This window comes from Chitinophaga sp. CF418, assembly GCF_900142925.1.
GTDB lineage: Bacteria > Bacteroidota > Bacteroidia > Chitinophagales > Chitinophagaceae > Chitinophaga.
Window position 1 is genome coordinate 33,642 of the sequence record NZ_FRCN01000016.1, and the last position, 20,902, is coordinate 54,543.

14 protein-coding genes, 1 tRNA gene and 1 pseudogene are annotated in these 20,902 nt (G+C 43.4%); 10 read left to right on the forward strand and 6 right to left on the reverse strand.

From position 1 onward, the window contains the following. Window positions 1-202: 202 nt before the first annotated feature. Complete coding sequence (locus tag F3I09_RS29120) at window positions 203-610, reverse strand: hypothetical protein (protein ID WP_149698578.1); 408 nt, start codon at window positions 608-610, stop codon at window positions 203-205. A gap of 726 nt (window positions 611-1,336) precedes the next feature. Between F3I09_RS29120 and F3I09_RS29125 the strand changes: the two genes are divergently transcribed. From F3I09_RS29125 to F3I09_RS34510, 5 genes and pseudogenes are all read left to right on the forward strand, one after another. Next, on the forward strand, window positions 1,337-2,296 hold the full coding sequence (locus F3I09_RS29125; protein WP_188133997.1) for a HAMP domain-containing sensor histidine kinase: 960 nt from the start codon (window positions 1,337-1,339) through the stop codon (window positions 2,294-2,296). Between the two features lie 135 nt (window positions 2,297-2,431). Further along, window positions 2,432-2,713, forward strand: a complete 282-nt coding sequence (locus tag F3I09_RS29130; protein ID WP_149698580.1) for a hypothetical protein — start codon at window positions 2,432-2,434, stop codon at window positions 2,711-2,713. A 249-nt stretch (window positions 2,714-2,962) separates the two neighbouring features. Continuing rightward, on the forward strand, window positions 2,963-4,291 hold the full coding sequence (locus F3I09_RS29135) for an McrB family protein (protein WP_149698581.1): 1,329 nt from the start codon (window positions 2,963-2,965) through the stop codon (window positions 4,289-4,291). A 334-nt stretch (window positions 4,292-4,625) separates the two neighbouring features. Beyond that, a complete protein-coding gene (locus F3I09_RS29140) occupies window positions 4,626-4,892 on the forward strand; it encodes a hypothetical protein (RefSeq protein WP_149698582.1) in 267 nt (88 codons plus the stop codon). Beyond that, window positions 4,834-5,832: pseudogene (locus tag F3I09_RS34510) on the forward strand (recombinase family protein); the annotation flags it as partial. The gene F3I09_RS29140 and the pseudogene F3I09_RS34510, both read left to right, overlap by 59 nt. Window positions 5,833-6,361: 529 nt before the next feature. On the opposite strand, the gene F3I09_RS29150 reads toward F3I09_RS34510, so the two are convergent. The 3 genes from F3I09_RS29150 to treZ form a co-directional block, all read right to left on the reverse strand. Then, a tRNA-Leu gene (locus tag F3I09_RS29150) sits at window positions 6,362-6,445 on the reverse strand. A gap of 62 nt (window positions 6,446-6,507) precedes the next feature. Next, entirely contained in the window at window positions 6,508-9,144 is a 2,637-nt protein-coding gene (treY, locus tag F3I09_RS29155) for a malto-oligosyltrehalose synthase (RefSeq protein ID WP_188133998.1), read from the reverse strand. Then, window positions 9,131-11,095: a malto-oligosyltrehalose trehalohydrolase gene (gene treZ, locus F3I09_RS29160; RefSeq protein WP_223233429.1), complete on the reverse strand. Its 1,965-nt coding sequence runs from the start codon at window positions 11,093-11,095 to the stop codon at window positions 9,131-9,133. The genes treY and treZ overlap by 14 nt, the downstream gene beginning before the upstream one ends. A 72-nt stretch (window positions 11,096-11,167) precedes the next feature. Between treZ and F3I09_RS29165 the strand changes: the two genes are divergently transcribed. Together F3I09_RS29165 and glgX are read left to right on the forward strand one after the other, a co-directional pair. Continuing rightward, window positions 11,168-12,985, forward strand: a complete 1,818-nt coding sequence (locus tag F3I09_RS29165; protein ID WP_149698584.1) for an alpha-glucosidase — start codon at window positions 11,168-11,170, stop codon at window positions 12,983-12,985. A gap of 78 nt (window positions 12,986-13,063) precedes the next feature. Beyond that, a complete protein-coding gene (gene glgX, locus F3I09_RS29170) occupies window positions 13,064-15,196 on the forward strand; it encodes a glycogen debranching protein GlgX (RefSeq protein ID WP_149698585.1) in 2,133 nt (710 codons plus the stop codon). An 8-nt stretch (window positions 15,197-15,204) separates the two neighbouring features. On the opposite strand, the gene F3I09_RS29175 is transcribed toward glgX, so the two are convergent. After that, the gene (locus F3I09_RS29175; RefSeq protein WP_149698586.1) at window positions 15,205-15,708 is read right to left on the reverse strand and encodes a GNAT family N-acetyltransferase; all 504 of its coding nucleotides are present in this window, start codon (window positions 15,706-15,708) and stop codon (window positions 15,205-15,207) included. 63 nt (window positions 15,709-15,771) lie between these two features. Between F3I09_RS29175 and F3I09_RS29180 the strand changes: the two genes are divergently transcribed. Then, entirely contained in the window at window positions 15,772-16,278 is a 507-nt protein-coding gene (locus tag F3I09_RS29180) for a YdeI/OmpD-associated family protein (RefSeq protein WP_149698587.1), read from the forward strand. Between the two features lie 30 nt (window positions 16,279-16,308). Then, a complete protein-coding gene (locus F3I09_RS29185) occupies window positions 16,309-17,142 on the forward strand; it encodes a S1 RNA-binding domain-containing protein (RefSeq protein WP_149698588.1) in 834 nt (277 codons plus the stop codon). Here the strand turns inward: F3I09_RS29185 and F3I09_RS34230 are convergent. Further along, a complete protein-coding gene (locus F3I09_RS34230; RefSeq protein ID WP_188133999.1) occupies window positions 17,139-17,303 on the reverse strand; it encodes a hypothetical protein in 165 nt (54 codons plus the stop codon). The two genes, F3I09_RS29185 and F3I09_RS34230, sit on opposite strands and share 4 nt — an antisense overlap. A 169-nt stretch (window positions 17,304-17,472) precedes the next feature. On the opposite strand from F3I09_RS34230, the gene F3I09_RS34235 reads away from it, so the two are divergent. Continuing rightward, window positions 17,473-20,838, forward strand: a complete 3,366-nt coding sequence (locus F3I09_RS34235) for a glycosyl hydrolase family 18 protein (RefSeq protein ID WP_188134000.1) — start codon at window positions 17,473-17,475, stop codon at window positions 20,836-20,838. The last annotated feature ends 64 nt before the right edge of the window (window positions 20,839-20,902 follow it).

Here is a 20,902-nt window from a genome sequence, read left to right on the forward strand (position 1 = left end):
TAGGGGTAATCTATTTCGACCAACATTAAGTTAAAATGCAAGATATTAATTAAGACGATGTTAATGGAAAGAAGGCTGCATCCATTTTCCTGTATCTCGAACCTTCAGCATATTGAAACAATTGGGGTTCAAATTTCAACAATTCTTTTAAAGTCTACATCATCTGGATGGAGATCCCGATATAAGGAAGTTCTTTGTAAGACTAGCTTTTGGTAGTATATTGCCTCATATCTTCTACATTCTTAAACTTCTTCAGTTTTGAGAGAAGATCATTGCTATTAGAGACCTCTTTTCCTATTTGCTTAAAAAACAATTGTGGGTCAGTTTCAATATATAAGGCAAATCTATAAACCTCTTTAACACCAAAATCTACAGGACTCCTAAACTTGCTTGAGAATCTAGTGTGATTAACCCCCATTTCATCGGCCATGGCCTTTGAAAACAACGGCTCCAACTCGCGTAGTCTGGTTAATTTACCTGTTTCAATGAGTGTTTTGATAGAAAGACGCTTCGATGCAATATCCTGTTTTAACTCCTCAATACTCTTTGTTTTGCGGCCGCGCGCTTTCTTCGAATCATCTGTGGGAGATGTTTTAGTTTTCTTCGCCATTTAAAGAAATATTCAGTTAGGGCAAAAATGGCGAAACACTTTGAATGTCAATATATTAATATACAATAACGATATTATTATATACAGATTGTTTATTTATTTATTTGTAGTGTATATATTTTTTGTTAAATTGCCTACATAATAATCATACTTGTATATAGCTATAGATAATGAGTTGACTTTTTTGTAAGAAATCATTATTTTGCGCTACTTAAGATATGAAGGTAAGCGTTTAACGAATCTCGTCTATCGAATCTGACAGTTTAAAGCACGAGTGTAAGTTAAGGCGCCCAATCCAGATAAAAAGGGTTGGGCCTACTTACGTATTGTGCTTGACTACCGAAAGGTAGTTGGCTTTGTCAGAGCCAGATAGACAATGCGGGTGGGTTCCAGCCCTTATTATTTCCCGTACCATAAATGCTTCCTCTGCTGAGTATTGCATGAAACCTTCTTACTCTATCTGACCTCACTCCTTATTTATAGCGGCATCAATAGGGCAACTCAAATTCCCTGGCACCTCCTTATGCTTGGTCGCCAAGCAATTTGACCACCGTCAATCCAGATTATTTAAAATCTAGTTTGGAGCTCCGTGAATGACTATTGTCGGTAAGATTAATTACTGGTAGAATCATGTATTTGGGGTTATTCGAATGAAACGGCATGTGGAAACTTCTTTCCATAGCCTCTAATTGTCCTATTTATATCAGCTTATATCAATCATCATTTATGAATAACAACAATCAAAAGTTAACTCAAAAAGTCAAATTTCCATTCTGTTTGTCAGATGAAGAAATGGTAAATCCGATGGAGGTATTTTATTCATTCTGCAATAATTCCAATCTGAGAACAGAAACCCATCGACTAGATCGGGTTCTCGAAGCAATGTCCAGATCTGGATACGAAAGCAATCTGCTTTGCTATGAATTAGTGGATACAGAGTATAGAAGACTTATTGAAGCTTCATTCATACTTACTGAGCGTAAAACGATGGAGGAAATATCAGTGGAGAGATTTCTTGGACTATTTGCACATGAAATTAAAACTCAACTAGCGGGTGCTTCAATGGCTATTGAAGCCCTTATTGATAAAACCGATCCTTTCATTTCATGTCAAACGGACTTCGCATACTATTTAACTTCTCTTAAAGCCATTCTTTTCAATAGTACTCAGATATTATCTAATATGATTACAACCGTGCGCTTCAAAGAGGAAGATTTCTCATTGAGACCCGATACTGAGTCATTTAGAGTAGGTGATTTTTTAGATGAATGTGCAGCTCCTTATCATATTATGAATGAAACCTTGGAAAGAAACCTTCTTATCGAACATAATGAATTACAAAGTAAGACCATAGTCTCTGATAAAATAAAACTCAGGCAGATAGTTCAAAATCTTTTAAGCAATGCCTATAAATATAGTAAAGGAAAGGAGATTCAGTTAGTTGTTACTGGCTTCGCCGAGTATATAACTTTCTCAGTTATCAGTTTCGGTCATACAATTCCACCCGAGGAAATCAAGCATATTTTAAAGTTATTTTATAAAGTAAGGCCGGGAGGTGCGGGAGATGGGGTTGGATTGTATTTGTGTCAAGTATATGCCGAAATACTTAGGGGTAGTATAAAGATCACGAGCAATAAAGGGATTACAAGTTTTACGGTAAGCATTCCATGCGAAATAATACAATAATCTGGCATAAGTCAAAGATTTCCACAAGTATTGAACTCTTCCCACTCCTGATTTTATCTGCCATTTTAATCATATTTCTTCTACTACAAAAAAGCTTACAATAATTTATAATTTTTAAATCAAAATTTCCACAAAATGAAAAAATCGAAACCATCAATGGTGGTACCAATTAATCTATTACAGGATGTGCATTCAAGGATGATCAATTTACCAATTTATTTTCGGGAACGTGTATGTGAGGAATGTGCTTGGAGCATCCCTACATTTTATCGCAAGATGCGTAACATTTTAAAGCCCGGTGGCGACAAGATCATGCCAAACTTAAGCAATGCAGAAAAAGAAAAGATCATTGCTGTTCTTGACGAGGTGTACACTAGTTTTTGGGAATATTGCGAGAAGTACAGAAAAAAACGATAAAAATTGAGTAATTCCCAGAGAATCATAATCTATGTCAACGTTATTAATACCTAGCAAATTCCCAAACTGGTCAAAAGTCCACGTCACTAGAAAAAGAAGAGATTACTTACCAACCCGCTGCTTGAATTTGGGTACATGTAACTTTCTATGGCATATTATGATCCCGATTGGGATGCTATATTGAAAATTATTCTTTTTCATAAAGCATTCGTTTAGGTAAAATCATATTTATCACAGACCAACGATACTATGAGAAATATAATATCTAGCAAAACTGCTATAAAAAGTTTAAAGGAACGCAGATATAGGGCTTATAAAACTGAAGATGAGATCTTGGGGCTGGATAAGCAATCCCCAGAAGGAAAGATTGGTGATATTGATGAGAGCATTGCCAGTAACAAGCTCGTTAAAAAAAAGCGCAGCGCAAAAAAGGGGGTGAAGTCTGGTATTACCTTAAGTTCTACATTTCCAAACAATGTTGATTTCAATCATCCATATCGTCAAGCATTGATGGCTATAAAGACAAAGCCCTTCATAGTCATGACGGGGATGTGTGGAACAGGAAAATCTCGGTTTGCAAGAATCTTAGCATATCAGACATGTCCGAAAAAGCTTCAAGAGGCTGGTCGGGCAGGTAATTTCCTAATGCTATCAGTTCAAACAGAATGGCTCGCTAATGACGAAATAATTGGCTGGCTTAGTAATCAAGGGATTTATTATTTTACTACGTTTATAGAGTTTCTAATAAAGGCCTGGAAGCATGTCGATACTCCATTTATATTATGCCTTGATGAAATGAACCTTGCCAAAGTTGAACAATACTTCGCTGACTTTTTATCAATTCTTGAAACACGTCGATGGATTAATGATGAACTAGTATCCGACGCTTTTATCAGTGGAGAAAAACTGAAGTTTTATGCTGAAAGAGATCAGAATATATGGACTAGGTTTGGACTCAAATTGGATGATAGGCTGCGGAATAGATTTCTAACTAATGGTATAACGTTACCTCCTAATTTAATTGTAATCGGAACAGCCAACATGGATGAAAACGGTCATACGTTTAGCATGAAGGTGTTAGATAGAATTTCAGTACTGGAATTGACCGAAATAGATTTTTATAGCGGAATAAAATCCGATGATGCAGATTTTAAGTTTCCAATAAATCCAATATCTCTTGACACAATTATGGGCCGACTATTATATGGTAAGGAGGCGTATGAATTATCTCAGAAAAACGGGGATTTAATTATATCCGAACTTCAAGCCATAGACAAAATGCTTACCAAATCACATTTCAGATTTGGGTATCGCATTCGTGATGCCGCTCTTATCTATTGTGCTTATAATTCTAAATTATATAAGAATCAATATAATGAAGAGATTATTTATAAATGTTTGGATGAAATTCTATTGATGAAAATACTTCCTCGGATTAATGGTAGTGGTGAGGCTGTAATAGAGGTAGTATCCAATTTACTTCATTTGATAAAACATAAATATCCCCGCAGTTTTGAACGATTATCATACATGCTGTACCAAGGTCAAGAGCATTCTTTCATTTCTTTTTGGCAATAATGATCTTTTCAGGTTAGTTTTTAAAATTCCATCGATCAACAAGGCACTATAGAGGTGTAAACCGATTGTTTGTTAACCCCAATTTGTACGCTTTTAATCGGTTCTTGAATGAATTCAAATGGATGTCAAATGGAAATTAAATGTTGCGCAAATAAACCAATTCGGCTTTAAATATGCATCAGCGGGTTTCAGAGTGTTATTTTACAGATAACATCATCCGGAAACATTTAATTCGGACAAACTCTAACCTTTTTGCAACAATTCGGGCATTTCTGTACAAAAGTGGGAAAGTGAATTTTTAGATGTTTCTACATTGCCTTCTTATCATAATCATATGAAGCATGAAGTCCAACATCAGTTGCCCGCCAAACCCTCAACGGAAGAATCAAAGCGAATACTCCAGTCAGATCAATACGGCTATACGGATAAGGAAGTCACCATAATAGTAGACTTCTTGTATCGTTTAGCCGCTATTGATTTGAATATTTATGAAGAATCTACAAGGACAAATACACAAGTCATTCACATTAAAGATTACAATGATGATCACTCAAAGAAAAGCATTCCTATATCCAAGGGTAAGTACAGACGAGCAGGCTGACGGTTATAGCTTAGCCCACCAAGAAGATGTGTTAATACGTTATTGTGAAAAGGAGAATATCCAGGTGGTTGGTATTTACAAGGAGGATCATTCAGCTAAGACATTTGACCGACCGGAGTTCCAAAAGATGCTGAATGTGATCAGCAAGAATAAGGGTATCGTTGATCTGATTCTATTTTCGAAATGGGATCGTTTCTCTAGGAATGTCGCAGCTGCCTATGAAATGATTGGTAAGCTTAAAAAGCTTTCTGTGGAACCTCAGTCCATCGAACAGCCTTTGGATATGGATATACCGGAAAGCAAGATCATGTTAGCTATTTACCTTACTACGCCGGAGGTGGAAAATGATAGAAGAGCCCTAAACACACTTCATGGCATGCGGAGAGCCAAGAAAGAAGGGAGATACCTGGGTATTGCCCCGATTGGTTATAAAAACGGACGTGATGCTCAGAACAAACCATTCCTTATCCCTAATGAAAAGGCGGAAATAGTCCGCTGGGCATTTGAGGAAATATCCAGGGGTATATGGGATATAGACACCCTGCGACGAATGGTTAACAGGAAAGGTTTAAAAGTCGGTCGTAGCCAGTTTTGGAGTCTGGTACGTAACCCTATTTATTGTGGGAAGGTCTTTATAGCTGCTTACAAAAATGAACCAGCTCATTGTGTAAAGGGAATTCATCAGGCTATCATCTCTGAAAGTTTATTTGACGATGTGCAGGACGTGTTGAAAGGCAAGAAACGTAATGTACGGGTGAATTCCTTTACAGAGATTGACGAACATTTACCACTGCGCGGTTTTTTGACCTGTCCGCGCTGTGGAAGGATGTTGAGCGGAAGTGGTTCCAAAGGTAATGGCGGTATTTACTATTATTATCATTGCCAGTCTGTAAAGCAATGTAAAGAGCGCTTCCGGGCGGAAGCAGCGAATGAGGCTTTTGTTAAGCAGCTAAGTGAAATCGCCGTCAATTCCTCTGTAATAGACTACTATTGTCAGCTAATCCGGAACTCATTAAAGAATGGGAATGACGAAAGTGAAAAAGAACAAAAGGATATACAGATAGAGATCGAGAAATTAAGCCAGCGGCTACAGAACGCCCGATCCTTACTACTCGATGGTGATTTTACCGCAGATGAGTTCAAAGAGATTAAAAAAGACCTGCAGGAGAAGATAGAGGGGCTAGAGAAGCGGAAAACGCGGCTAGTATCTGCCAAAGACGATTATCAGGAATACCTTGCTCACGGTGGAGAGATCATGAAAAACATAGCCAATCGTTATATCGCAGCTTCTCCAATCGGCAAAAAACAAATCATTGGTTCGATCTTCGCGGAAAAATTGATTTTTTCAGAAAATAAATATCGAACCACGGAACCTAATGTTATTCTTGAGCTGATAAGCAGGCCCATAGCGGGCTCAGAAGAGGATAAAAAAAGAAAGGTCGGAGATTTCTCCGACCTTTCCACTAGTGTGCCCAGAACTGGATTCGAACCAGCACACCCTTGCGAGCGCTGCGACCTGAACACAGTGCGTCTACCAATTTCGCCATCTGGGCATCTGTTTTCCGTGTCAGGGAGTGCAAATGTAGAAACTTTTTTAAAACCAACAAATTTTTTTTCAAATTTCATTTGTCAGCAGTCCCATTGGGAAAGTTTTAAGCACATCTGCTACTGATATCGTGCCTTTATTATCTAACATTTCACCTGTAAAAATGTTCCGCCATGCCGTGGGAGCGCCCGTTGGTAACAGCACGGAAGCCATTATGTCCGGTTCTCCGGGAAGGGGGGCAATAATGATCACCCATTGTTGCCGGTGTGCCCTGGCATATGCCAGGATCTTCCCGGAACTGCATTGTAAGGGAATATAATCTCCCTCCAAAAACAGGTCGGCATGAGCACGGCGGAAGTTCAGCGCTTTCCAGGTTAGGAATAACTTCTCCAACCCCTGCTGCCGGTGTTCTGAAAGATAGCTGAAGAACCCGGGTGTCTTTTCTTTTGTAATAATTGTTTCAAGACATTGTTTGCGTAGGGTATAATCTATTGGGCGGCGATTATCAGGATCTACATAACTGTAATCCCAAAGTTCGCAACCCTGGTAAATATCCGGGATACCGGGAGCTGTTATTTTGATCAGTACCTGGGCGAGGGAGCTGATATAAGCATAATGATTGACCATGTCAAGAAGACTACGGACATTTTCCAGGAAGCCAGTTTCATCTGTTAATATCTGCTGTATAAAACTAACGCCATTGTTTTCATACGCTTCTTCCGGAGAGGCCCATGACGAGTTTACTTTTGCTTCCCGGATGGCTTTGACAAAGTATTGCTGTAAACGCTCGATGTAGGCTGACGTCACAATCCCATCTGCCGGAAAACCTGCAATGACGGACTGATAAATGAAATATTCATCACCAGGCGTGAGTATATTGACATAAGGACCGTTTAATTCCCTCCATTGCTCAACCTGTTGCTCCCACACATCCGGTATAAGCGATAGCATATTCAGGCGTATGCGGCCGTCTTCTCCACGCTTGGTATCATGTGTAGAGGTGGTGTTCAGGGAACAGGCAGTATGCTGTTGCCTGGCTATCATCCGCTGATGAAAAGCACTGACAGAAAAACCTTCTATCGCCGGACTATCACCTACTTCATTATGTGAAAGCAGGGCGTTATACACATAGAAAGTGGTGTCTTCTACGCCTTTGGCTGTCACAGGACCAGTAAATTGCATTAACCTTTGCAGGAAGAGTAGCCTGTGGTTTGCTTTCTCTGCTTCAGGAATATCTTCCCACAGGGATTCCAGCAACGCCATCTCCGGTTCTGCAATGCGGTTGACAGACCGCATTTTTACAAAAGTGTTCCGTATTACCTCCTGCGCATAGTCATCTAATGGCCATTGGGAAGGGTAGAGGCGATATACCGGCAGACAGGCAATGAACAGGGCCAGTGCTTCTTTCAGGTGCTCTCGGTTAGTGCGTGCATCAGCCAGTTTTAGGGCGTAACAGTAACGAACGAGGTTTTCCCATTCACCGCCCATATATCGCTCAAGGATCAGCCTTTTTTTCTCGTATACTACATCTTTGTAGTTAGCTGTATCAGGAAACAGTTCATAGTAGAACGCATGTAATTGCTGTTCGCCAATGGGATTGGTCAGCAAATGATTCGTCATAGACAGGAACTCGTATCCGCTGGCGCCCTGTAATGCCCAGTCAGAAGGCAGTGTTTCCTGATGTTCCAGGATCTTTTCAGCAATGATATAACAACTGCTTCCAAACAGGAGGCGTAAGCGCTCAATATAGCCTGCAGGATCGCGTAAACCATCTATATGATCAATACGGAGCCCTTGCACCAGTTCTTCTCTATAAAGGCTATGCACGAAAGTATGATATTCATCAAATACAGCAGGCGATTCCATTCTGAGTGTGATCAGCTCATTAACAGTAAAGAAACGGCGGTAATTGATCTGCCTGTCAGCTTCCTGCCAGCTGCATAAATGGTAATACTGTTGTTGCATCAGCGTTGTCAGCAGCTCCCGGTCATTATTAACGCGGGAGGCAACACCCTCCAGTAAGGCCCGGCTGGCCGGTGTATGTAGCTGATGCTTCGCCTGTTGCCAGTCCTTCAGCGTTGCTCCCGAAGTAGCCTGTTGGTAGAGTGCATCCAGTAAAGTTTGTACAGGTACTGCATCACTGTCGGTGAATACAGATAGAAGCGCATCATAGGACGAGATGGATAAAGGGAATACCTGTTCAAAATAGCTGATGATGTACCCTTTATCTGTCAGCACCAGTTTTAGTTCGCCATCTGCTATACATGTCTCCAGATTTTTCCCAAGGAAGGGAGCCATTACTTTACCTGAAAGCTCAGGCGCAGGGTGCTGCCAGTCTATATCGAAATACTCATAATAAGGGGATAAGGGACCTCTTTCCATCACATCATACAAGCGGGTATTGGAAGGATGAAAGGCCATATGATTCGGCACAATATCCTGTAGCCAGTTCATGTCATGTTGCTGCAATGTTTTCTTTATCTCCCGCAATTGCTCAATAGTTCCAATAGCGGGATTGATCTGATGTGGCTCAGTTACATCATAGCCATGCATACTTCCTGGCGTTGCCGTAAATATAGGCGAGGCATACACTGTGGAGATGCCAAGCAGATGGAGATAATCCAGGATCTCTTTTAATGCCTTAAAAGTAAAACCTGCATGTAGTTGCAAACGGTAAGTTGCAGATGGCGGATTATGTGATTTCATATACAATAGCTGAGAATGGTTGTAGCGAAATAGCTGCTGATGATGTTGCCTGATCTGGCGCGTCACTGCCCGGACCATTCCAGACAGCAGCCGCTGAGTCGAATTTCTTTTCCAGTGATCCTTCCCCGTTATGTATGTATTGAACTGAATGTTCACTAAAATTGAAGAGCAATAACAGTTGGTCATCCTTTCCCGAACGCTCTGCTACCAATAAATGTGTTGATGGGGTATACACTTTTACACTTTCGCGGGAGGTATGTTGCATTGCCTGCCTTGTTCTTCTGAAAGCGATCAGAAAACGGTACAGCTCCGTTAACGCAATAGCCGTTTCAGACGTCGCTTCCCAGCTGAGTGTAGAGTTATTGAAGGTTTCATCTGATTGTGGATCAGGTACTTCGCCTTCCCATGCAAAAGATGCAAACTCTTTTCTGCGGCCCTCTGTGACTGCCGCTATCAGGTCTTTATCGCTATGGCTGGTGAAGAACAGGAAAGGCCGTGTTTCTCCATATTCTTCTCCCATGAACAGCATCGGTATATGGGGAGATAGTAGTAGTACAGCTGCTGCCAGCTTTTGTGCCTCAAAAGATATCAGCGTGTTAAGACGATCTCCCAGCATACGGTTGCCAACCTGATCATGGTTTTGCGCAAAAACAACAAATTGGTGATAATCTCTTCCGGCAGGATAAACCCCGAAATTCCTTTTGCGTACTGTTGAGTATTGACCTGTGTATACATACGAGTCGCGGAATGATTTCGCCAAAGGGGCCAGTCCGCCGAAGTCTGCATAATAACCCTTCAGATCTCCTGTTAACAGACTGCGTAAGGCATGATGAAACTCATCTATCCATTGTGCATGCATGCCATAGCCGCCTTCCTGGCGCGGTGTTATATACCGTGGACTATTCAGGTCTATTTCAGCAATCAGCAGTTTCTTTTTATCCAGCGTGGCTTGCAATTCATCCACTTTCTCAGATAACTCGGACGTAAAATGTTTTGCACTACAATCCCGGATTGCATGGACTGCGTCCATTCTTAAACCATCTATATGAAACTCATTCAGCCACATTAATGCGTTCTGTATATAATATCCCCTGACAGCATCGCACCAGGCGTCATCAAAATTAAGTGCCGGGCCCCAGGGAGTTTTATATTTCCCCGTAAACCATGGGCCATATTGAGCGAAGTAGTTGCCTTCCGGTCCCAGGTGATTATACACCACATCAAGTATAACAGCAATGCCATGTTGGTGTGCTGCATTGACAAGTTGCTTTAATCCTTTTACGCCACCATAGGAATGCTGTACAGCGAAAGGATAGACGCCATCATATCCCCAGTTACGGCTACCGGGGAACTGTGCAACAGGCATGATCTCTATCGCTGTAATGCCCAGAGAACGCAGATATTCCAATCGGTCAATGATGCCCTGGAAATCGTGGGTGTGAGAAAAGGTACCCGTATGGAGTTCATAAATGATCAGCTCATGCAGATCCAGTCCTGTCCATGTATGATCTGTCCAATTAAAATGGGTATCTACTACTTCGGATGGACCATGTACTCCCTCCGGTTGGGAACGGGAAGCAGGATCGGGAAGAGGTGGCCCGTCGTCGGGTATATATTTATAACGCGTACCTGCCTGTACACTATCCACCTCCACATGCCAGTAACCATGATCATCACGTACCATGGGATATGACGCCTGCTGAGGTTGTAAAACAGACAATATCATTTGCTTCCTGAAGGGCGCCCAAACACTGAATTTACATATGCCGCCGGGAAGCAAAGCAGCCCCGGCTGAAGTATAGTTACTTGTCAATGTATCCTTTTTGCAGGTGAAGCGAAAATAATATGCCAGTATAGAGAGAGCCGACAGCCCGGATATTGTATAGCTTACAATGTGGAAACGATGCGGCAGTATTTCTACAGTCTGGTGGAAAAAACAGATTTCTTTCAATATTCAGATAGCAGATTTGACCCGTGCAGGGTTTTTGCAGAAGATAAAGACATCAATCCGAAAAGTAGGTTTATGTCGAACAAAGTAGTCAGAGATAAAAACTGGTGGAAAGAATCTATTATTTACCAGATCTATCCGTGGAGCTTTAAAGATAGCAATGGTGATGGTATTGGAGATCTGCAGGGTATCATATCTAAACTGGACTATATAAAAAGTCTGGGTATTGATATGGTCTGGTTAAATCCCATTTATAAATCCCCTAATGATGATAATGGATATGATATCAGTGATTATTACGATATCATGAGGGAGATGGGAACAATGGAAGATTTTGATACACTGGTAAAAGAGTTGCACGACAGGAAGATCCGCCTGATGATGGACATTATTGTAAACCATACTAGTGATGAACATCCATGGTTTGCGGATGCCCGGCAGTCGCGGGAAAATCCTTATTATAGCTACTATCACTGGTGGCCGGCAGAAAAAGGTAAGCCTCCGCGCCGGTACAGCCACTTCGACCCTGCAGGTAACGCATGGTCCTACAACAAGGCTACCGACTCATATTATCTTCATTACTTCTCCGAAAAAATGCCGGACCTCAGCTGGGAAAATCCGGATGTGCGCAAGGCTATTTATGATATTATGCGCTTCTGGTTTAATAAGGGAATAGATGGTTTCAGGATGGATGCCATTTGTTATATCTCTAAAGATACCACCTGGCCGGAAGTAGAGGAAATCGTTAAGGAAAAATACCGTTCGGATTGGTCCGCATATTATGCGCATGGCCCACACCTGCATGAATACCTGCAGGAAATGCATCGTGAGACATTAGACAGACCAGATGTGACTACACTGGCGGAAGCCTCCGGCATTACGAAAGATGAAGCCTTGTTGTTTGTAAAGGAAGATCGCAAAGAGCTGCATATGTTATATCACTTCGAGGGCGTACAGCTGGGCTTCGCAAAAGAAGGATATAAGCGGTTGGAACCCGGAGGGCTGAATCTTCCTGAAATGAAACAGCTATATACTGACTGGAATAATGTATTTGCCGAAGGCGGCTGGGGAACCATCTATCTCGGTACGCATGATCAGCCACGTATGGTAACCCGCTGGGGTAATGATGAAGAGCAATACCGTGAGATTTCTGCAAAGCTGTTGATTACCTTCCTGCTTACTATGAGAGCTACGCCTATTTTCTACTATGGAGATGAACTGGGAATGACAAATATCCGCTTTGAGAAAATAGAAGACTACAAAGATATTGAGACGATCAATATGTACAAGTATGTGAAAAGTCAGGGCGGAGATACAGAACGATTTTTAAAAGATGCGCAGATAACGGGAAGGGACAATGGCAGGACTCCTTTTCAGTGGGATGAGTCTCCCAATGCCGGGTTTACTACCGGAAAGCCCTGGCTGAAGATCAACGATAACTATAAATTCATCAATGCCGCCGCCCAGGATAGGGATGAACGCTCTATCCTCCGGTATTTCCGTCAGCTGGTATTGCTAAGAAAACATAAACCTGTGCTCACATATGGTGCATATGAACTATTGGATCCTGATCATCCGCAGGTGTATACCTATACCCGTACACTGGATGAAGAAAAGCTGCTGATCGTACTCAACTTTTCAAAAGAGGAGGTGTTGTATAAATTACCATTCGTACTGGACATTGATACCGAACCTTTGGTAAATAACATGCTCTCATTCAGGCTTGAGAACAATGAAATAACACTATCACCTTACCAGGCTTTGATCTTTGGTCCGCTGCCAACGGAACTGCAACCCCTGCGTGACGAAGCACAGGCTTTGGTAGAAGAACAGCCTTCAGGGAAAATGAAAGAAAAAAATTCAAGCCTGGAATCCAATGAACTCGCCATCTGAAAATTGATTAAGTAAATAATACTCCTGACATGCTCTTCCTGATAGCGGGAAGAGAAAGAGGGAGGTCAATCATCCATTATGAACCAGACTGTTGTTTATCCTGGAAGCCCTTATCCAATAGGCGCCACCTGGGACGGTAAAGGAGTAAATTTTTCCCTGTATGCAGACAATGCTACGGGGGTGGAATTATGTTTGTTTAATACCACTGAAGATGAGGCAGAAACTGTAAAAGTAAAGATCAGGGAACGTTCTTATCAGGTATGGCATTGTTATCTTCCCGGTGTAAAGCCTGGGCAATTATACGGATATCGTGTGCATGGTCCATATGAACCTCAGAACGGGCATCGTTTCAATCCGAAGAAGTTACTGATAGACCCTTATGCCAAGGCCATTGCCGGTACGATCAACTGGAGTGATGCTTTGTTTGGTTATAAGATGAATGATCCGGAAGAAGACCAGAGTTTCAGTGATGTGGATAGTGTACCATTCATTCCCAAATGTGTTGTAATAGATGACTATTTTGATTGGGAAGGGGATAAGCCGCCCAGGATAGCTTATAATGAGTCTATCATCTACGAAGCACATGTGAAAGGATTTACCCAACAACATCCGGATATACCGGAAGATATAAGAGGCACTTATGCCGGAATGGCTCATCCAGTCACTATTAATTACCTGAAGGAGTTAGGAATTACAGCTCTTGAACTGATGCCAGTTCACCATTTTGTGGCAGACAGGCATCTGGTGGATAAAGGGCTGACTAATTACTGGGGATATAACACCATCGGTTTCTTTGCCCCCGACGCGAGGTATGCCGCAAGCGGCGTATTGGGACAACAGGTGACTGAATTCAAGCAGTTGGTGAAAGTGTTACACCAGGCCGGTATAGAGGTGATCCTGGACGTGGTGTATAATCATACCGGAGAGGGTAATCACCTTGGGCCTACTTTGTCCTTCAGGGGTGTTGACAATGCGTCCTATTACCGGCTTACAGAAGACAGACGTTTCTACATGGATTATACAGGTACCGGCAACACGCTGAATGCTTACCTGCCTAACGTGTTAAGGTTAATGATGGATAGCCTGCGCTACTGGATACTGGATATGCATGTGGATGGCTTCCGCTTTGACCTGGCTTCCACGCTGGCACGTGAGCTGCATGAGGTGAACCGCCTGAGTGCTTTCTTTGATATCGTCTACCAGGACCCGGTCATCTCGCAGGTAAAACTGATAGCTGAACCCTGGGACATTGGTGAAGATGGTTACCAGGTAGGTAAATTCCCGCCGGGATGGGCAGAGTGGAATGGGAAATACAGGGACTGCATCCGTGATTACTGGCGTGGGGCTGACAGTATGCTGGGTGAGTTTGCAGAAAGATTTACCGGCAGCTCTGATCTTTACAAGAATGACTACCGCAGCCCAACCGCCAGTATCAATTTTGTAACGGCTCACGATGGATTTACGTTACGGGATCTGGTTTCTTACAATGATAAGCATAATGAGGCCAACCAGGATAATAATACAGATGGGGAAGACCATAACCGCTCCTGGAATTGCGGGGCAGAAGGGCCAACTGAAGATGAAACAATATTGACCCTGAGACGCCGGCAGCAACGCAATTTCTTTGCTACCCTGTTGTTGTCACAGGGTGTTCCGATGATCGTAGCCGGCGATGAACTGGGCCGTACCCAGCAAGGCAATAATAACGCTTACTGTCAGGACAATGAGTTGTCATGGCTTAGCTGGAAGGAGATTGATAATGATCTGCTGCAGTTTACCCGTCAGCTGATAGCCCTGCGGAAAGCACATCCTGCCTTCTGTCGCAGACGCTGGTTCCAGGGCCAGCCTATTAAAGGGATAGGCCTGGAGGATATTGCCTGGTTCCTGCCGGACGGTTCTGAGATGTCTGATGAACACTGGAGCCATGATTTCGCAAAGTCTCTGGCCGTATTTTTTAACGGAAAAGGGCTGCATGCCTCCGGTCCGAAAGGAGAGCAGATCGTGGATGATAGCTTCTATATTATCTTCAATGCCCATTATGAACCGCTGGACTTCAGATTACCACATGAGAAATATGGTCATAACTGGAAGCAGATGCTGGATACAAAAGATCTGCAGATAACACCCCGGGAAGAAACATATTCCGGCAATGGAGTGATAAAAGTGGAGGCGCGTTCAGTGGTTGTGCTGCAGCATAAACTTATGCACTGACAGATTGATTAATTAATGAAGTACATAAACGCTGTACTACTCCCCGGCAAGTGTACCATCTTTTCGTGATGCAGGCCGATCTTCTTAAGAAGGCTGATAGCATGCTCGTTTTTTTCTGTTGTAATAGCTGCTATACGGGTCAGATGCAGGGTTGTTAAAGCGTAGTCCATAACGGCACTGGCTGCCTCAAAAGCATAGCCTTTGCCGGTATATTCAGGAAGAAAGGCAAACCCTATGTCTACTTCTTCCAATCCGTTCCTTTTGATCAAGCCCGTCATACCTATAGGTGTATGCTCATCTTTCAGTGCTACAAGATATAGTCCGAATCCATATCGGTCATAACTGAGCAATGGTCCGTTTACCAGGTAGTTGCGGGCGTCATTCAACCCCCGGATGTTCCTGTCGCCAATATAGGTGAGCCAGATATCAGTGTTTAATAACCGGAAAATAAAGGGGGCGTCGTCAATGGTAAACTGGCGGACAATTAATCTGGATGTTTCACAGACAAGCATAATGCAATTTCTATAATTGTTAATTATTCAGAGCTATTAAGTAAGTTAGCAAAAAAAAGCAAGATGGTTAAGTATACTACTACCATGTTGAAGTTTGAAAAGCAGGGGGAGAAAACAGGATGGACATATATTGTTGTTCCTGAGGATATTGCTCAGCAGCTGAAGCCAGGGAACAAGAAGTCCTTCCGCGTAAAAGGGAAGCTGGATAAACATGCAATCGAGGCGGTGGCATTGATGCCAATGGGGGATGGCTCATTCATTATGCCGGTGAATGCGGAGATGCGCAAAGCTATCGCCAAAAGGGCAGGGGCCCAGCTGGTAGTTCAGATCGAAGAAGATGATAATCCCGAGCCTGTTTCGTCGCCGGAACTGATGGAATGCCTGGAGGATGAGCCGGAGGCACTGGCATTCTTTAATACCCTTGCAAAAGGGCACAGGAACTATTTTATGAAATGGATCGAAAGCGCTAAAACTGAACCTACAAAAGCTAAACGTATTGCACAGGCAGTAACAGCCCTGGCGCGAAAGCAGGATTACCCCACTATGATGAGAGCGAACAAGGGAAAGTAATTGTACATTTGCTGCTAAATAAGAGATTACATGTATAAAGTCGGTGAATACAACCTGTTACGGGTTAAGAAGGAGAGTGAGTTTGGTTTGTTCCTGGATGGGGGAGAACAGGAGATCCTGATGCCTAAACGCTTCGTGCCGGAAGGGGCAAAAAAAGGAGATGAACTGAGAGTATTCATTTATCATGATTCGGAGAACAGGTTGACGGCTACCAACCAGGAGCCATATGGCATTGTAGGTGATATTGTCAACCTGAAAGCAACGGGTGTGACCGAGCAGGGCGCCTTCCTGGACTGGGGACTGATGAAAGACCTGTTTGTACCTGCATCCAAACAGATCAGCAAAATGCATCCCGGCCAGGATTACCTGGTAAAGATCTACCTGGATGAACTGACCAACAGGGTGGCTGCAACAGAGAAAATAGATCCTTATTTGAGCAATGAGAACCTGACAGTAAAGGAGTTGGATGTTGTGGATATGATCGTATACCGCCGCTCTGAGATAGGTTTCGTTGTGATCATCAATAACCAGCATACGGGTATTCTGCACTATAGTGAAGTATTCGGCCCTGTGGATATTGGAGATAAATTGAAAGGTTTTATCAAAGCTATAAAAGGGGATAAAATAGACGTGGTGACCGGTAAGCCTGGTTATGACAGGGTAGAGAGTGAAGCGGATAAAATACTCCGCTTGCTGAAAGAAAACGATGGCTACCTGCCTTACCACGATAAGTCAGACCCGGAAGAAATCTATAATTTCTTCAGCATGAGTAAGAAGACTTTTAAAATGACCACTGGTGCCTTGTATAAACAACGTAAGATCATCTTCACCCAGACAGGTATTAAACTGATTGATGAAGATTAATAGTTGCTGAGATCATCTATTAATAAAACAGCTCCTCCATTCCTGATTATCATCAGCGCCAGAGGAGCTGTTCCTTTATATATAACACCCCCGTTTTTTACCTTCTCAGACTTTCTGAACGGGATATTCTTTCCCTTCGTGATGCCCGTTGTAACCCTCATATTTTGCTCCAATGATTAGGGGTTGATCATCAGTCAGTTATTATTGTTTGTAAAAAAAAGCAATCGTTTGCGTAGTACCCAATCCTTTCTTGTGCGACACCTATGTTAGCCTGGCTTTACCTAGCCGGTAGCCAAGCCATTTTCTATGTGAAAACCTTAAATACCCTCTATGAAGATCCATTACACGAACCGGTTGTGCGTCATTCCACGAAGTTTGCGTCAACTAAGATTATTCTGTTCACTGCTTTTGCTCGCCCTGTGTCTTGGGGCCGGGCAGGCTTATTCCCAACTGACCCGCCTGCGGGCCGATGGGAAACGTATTGTCAATGCCAGTAACCAGGAAGTGATCCTGAAAGGGATCAACGTCGGTGGTTGGTTATTGCAGGAAGGTTATATGATGAAACCTGGTGGTGGTGGTACCCAGTGGTCTGTTAAAAAGGGCCTGTATGATCAGGGACAGAGCGATGCTGCTGTCGAGGCCTTTTACCAGAGCTGGCGTGATAACTTTATCACCAAAGCTGATGTTGATTACATGGCTTCTCTCGGTTTCAACAGTATCCGTCTGCCATTGCACTACGATCTGTTCCTCACATCTGCGCAGCGTGCAGTCAGAAATGGCGTTGCACGTAACTCATCAACCTACAACAGTTATGTTAATTCACTGACTTCCTGGTACAACGGCAACACCCTGTTCACTGACGCTAACCTGGAAGGTTTCCGTCTGACGGACAGCTTGCTGAAATGGGCTGCTGCCAACAAAATGTATGTTGTATTGGACCTGCACGCCGCTCCTGGCGCTGCCGGTACTGATGCTAACATTGCGGATGCATTTGTGGGCAATGACCTGTGGAATAAGTCTATTTATCAGGACATCACTGTACGTTTATGGCAGCGTATTTCTGCCCGTTATATCAACGATGACAGAATCGCTTTCTATGACCTGATCAATGAGCCTAACCACGTACCTACGAATCAGCAGATCCATGCACTGTTTGAAAGACTGATCAACGCTGTTCGTGCACAAGGTGATACACACCTGCTCATGATCGAAGGTAATGGCTGGGGTAACCAGTATAATTACCTGGAGCCATTTACATTCACCAACAAAAGTAACCTGGTGTATAATGCACACCGTTACGGTACTTCTACATCTCCGACCACCACTGGTGGCGATCCTAACCAGATCAATGAACTGGGTACCATCAACAATTTCCGTAACACCTATAATGTACCTGTAGTAGTAGGTGAAACCGGTGAGAACAGCGCTGACTGGCTGCGTGCTAATATCGCTGCAATGAATACTGCCGGAGTGGGTTGGTTCCACTGGACTTACAAACGCTTCGACGCTGGTGAGAATGCTGCATTGCTGCGTATTCTTCCTCCTTACCTGGTGGATGGCGCCGGTAATATGAGTGCTGTACTGAACAACATCAAATTTGCCAACAACGTAAAGAATCCAAATACTATCGCAGCAGTTGCTCCCGGTAAAAGCTCTGCTAATGCACCTATCGGTAAAACTGTATGGCTACAGGGCTTCAATGGTAAATACGTTACATCCAAGAATGGCGTAGGCGCTATGTGGTGCGATTCCGATGCTCCTCAGGCATGGGAACAGTTCCAGGTAGTAGATGCCGGTGACGGTAAGATTGCACTGAAAGGGAATACCGGTAGCTACGTTTCTTCTGAGAATGGCGAACAGGCTATTACCTGTAACAGGCCAACTATCCAGGGATGGGAGAAATTCGACTGGATGGAAACTGCTGATGGTAAAGTTGCGCTCAGAGGCAGCAATGGTTTATACGTTTCTTCTGAGAATGGTACACAGGCAATGACCTGTACAAGACCAACTGTACAGGGATGGGAAGCCTTTGCTTTCGGCGTTGTGGGTAATAATCCTCCTGTTGAGAACCCTGATACCAGCGTAGAAAATCCATCACCAAACAAATTCAAAGTAGTTGGTTACTGGCCAGGATGGGCCGGAAGCCCAAGCACTGCAGTAGTGCCTTATAATAAGCTGACCCACGTCAACTATGCGTTCATCTTACCTAATAATGACGGTACTTTACAGGCGCTGGATAATCCTGCTGCACTGCAGGCACTGGTATCCCAGTCACATGCTGCCGGAGTGAAAGTATCTATCTCTATCGGCGGATGGAACGGTGGTAATGATAATGGCTTTGAAGCCCTGGCTGCCAATGCAGGCACCCGTACTACATTCGTAAATGCAGTAATTGCATTTGTAAACCAGTATAACCTGGACGGTGCGGATATCGACTGGGAATATCCTGACAATGATGGTGTCTCTTCCAATAACTACCTACTACTGATGACACAACTGTCCACCCAGCTGCATAGCCGTGGTAAACTGCTGACTGCTGCTGTAGTTGGTGAAGGCGGCGCCAGCATTCTCAGCGGCGTATTCCCGGTAGTAGATTACCTGACATTGATGGCTTATGACGAAAATGAATATCAGCACTCTACATACAGCTATGCACAGCGTTCCCTCGCTTACTGGACTGGCCGCGGCTTACCTAAGGAAAAAGCTATCCTGGGTGTGCCTTTCTATGGCAGACCAAGCTGGGAGTCTTATGCCCAGTTGTTGGCAAGAGGCGCAAGTCCTAATGCTGATACTTACCAGGGCGTAGGTTACAACGGTATTCCTACGATCAAGGCTAAAACTAACCTGGCATTTGATCAGGGTGGTGGTATCATGATCTGGGAACTTTCTCAGGATGTAACCGGTGCTAATTCTCTCCTGAATGCGATCAATGAAGTGGTATTACAGAGAGGTGATACCACTACTCCTGATGATCCGGGACAGAACCCTAACCCAGGTACAGCTCCTATCGGAAAAACTATCTGGCTGCAGGGTAACAATGGTGGCTATGTAAGCTCTAAAGGTGGTGTAGGTGCTATGTGGTCGAACGCTACTGTTGTACAGGGCTGGAACCAGTTCCTGGTTACTGATGCCGGTAACGGCAAAATTGCACTGAGCAATAGCGGCCTGTTTGTTTCTTCTGAAAACGGCGAAAAGAGCATCACCTGCAACAGACCTGCTGTACAGGGATGGGAAGTGTTTGACTGGATCGATAATGGTGATGGTACTGTTTCCCTGCGTGGCAACAATAGTATGTATGTTTCTTCTGAGAACGGCGTAGCTGAAATGACCTGTACCAGAGCAACCATCGATGGTTGGGAGAAATTCAACTACGGTATTGTTGGTGCAGCAGCTAAAACAATGGCAGCTGTACAACCCGCAGACAAAACAGACCTGAGTGTTGAAACTAACGGCAGCCTCCTGGTATATCCTAACCCGGTTGCAAAAGGAAGCACACTGGTTGTAAACGTGAAAAAATACAATGCATCTGCTCCGGTAAATGTAGCTGTTGTTGATGTGAACAAGAAAGTGGTGGCTTATAGGAAAGCCAATGCTGCTGTTGTGAACATCCCTACAGCTAATATGGCCAGCGGATTCTATATACTGACAGTAACCAATGGTAAAAATACTTATACCAGCAAAGTACTGATCCAGTAAGCTATTTATGCAAGAAGGGCTACCGTAGAGGTAGTCCTTCTTTTTGTAAGTTATTTCTTTTCCC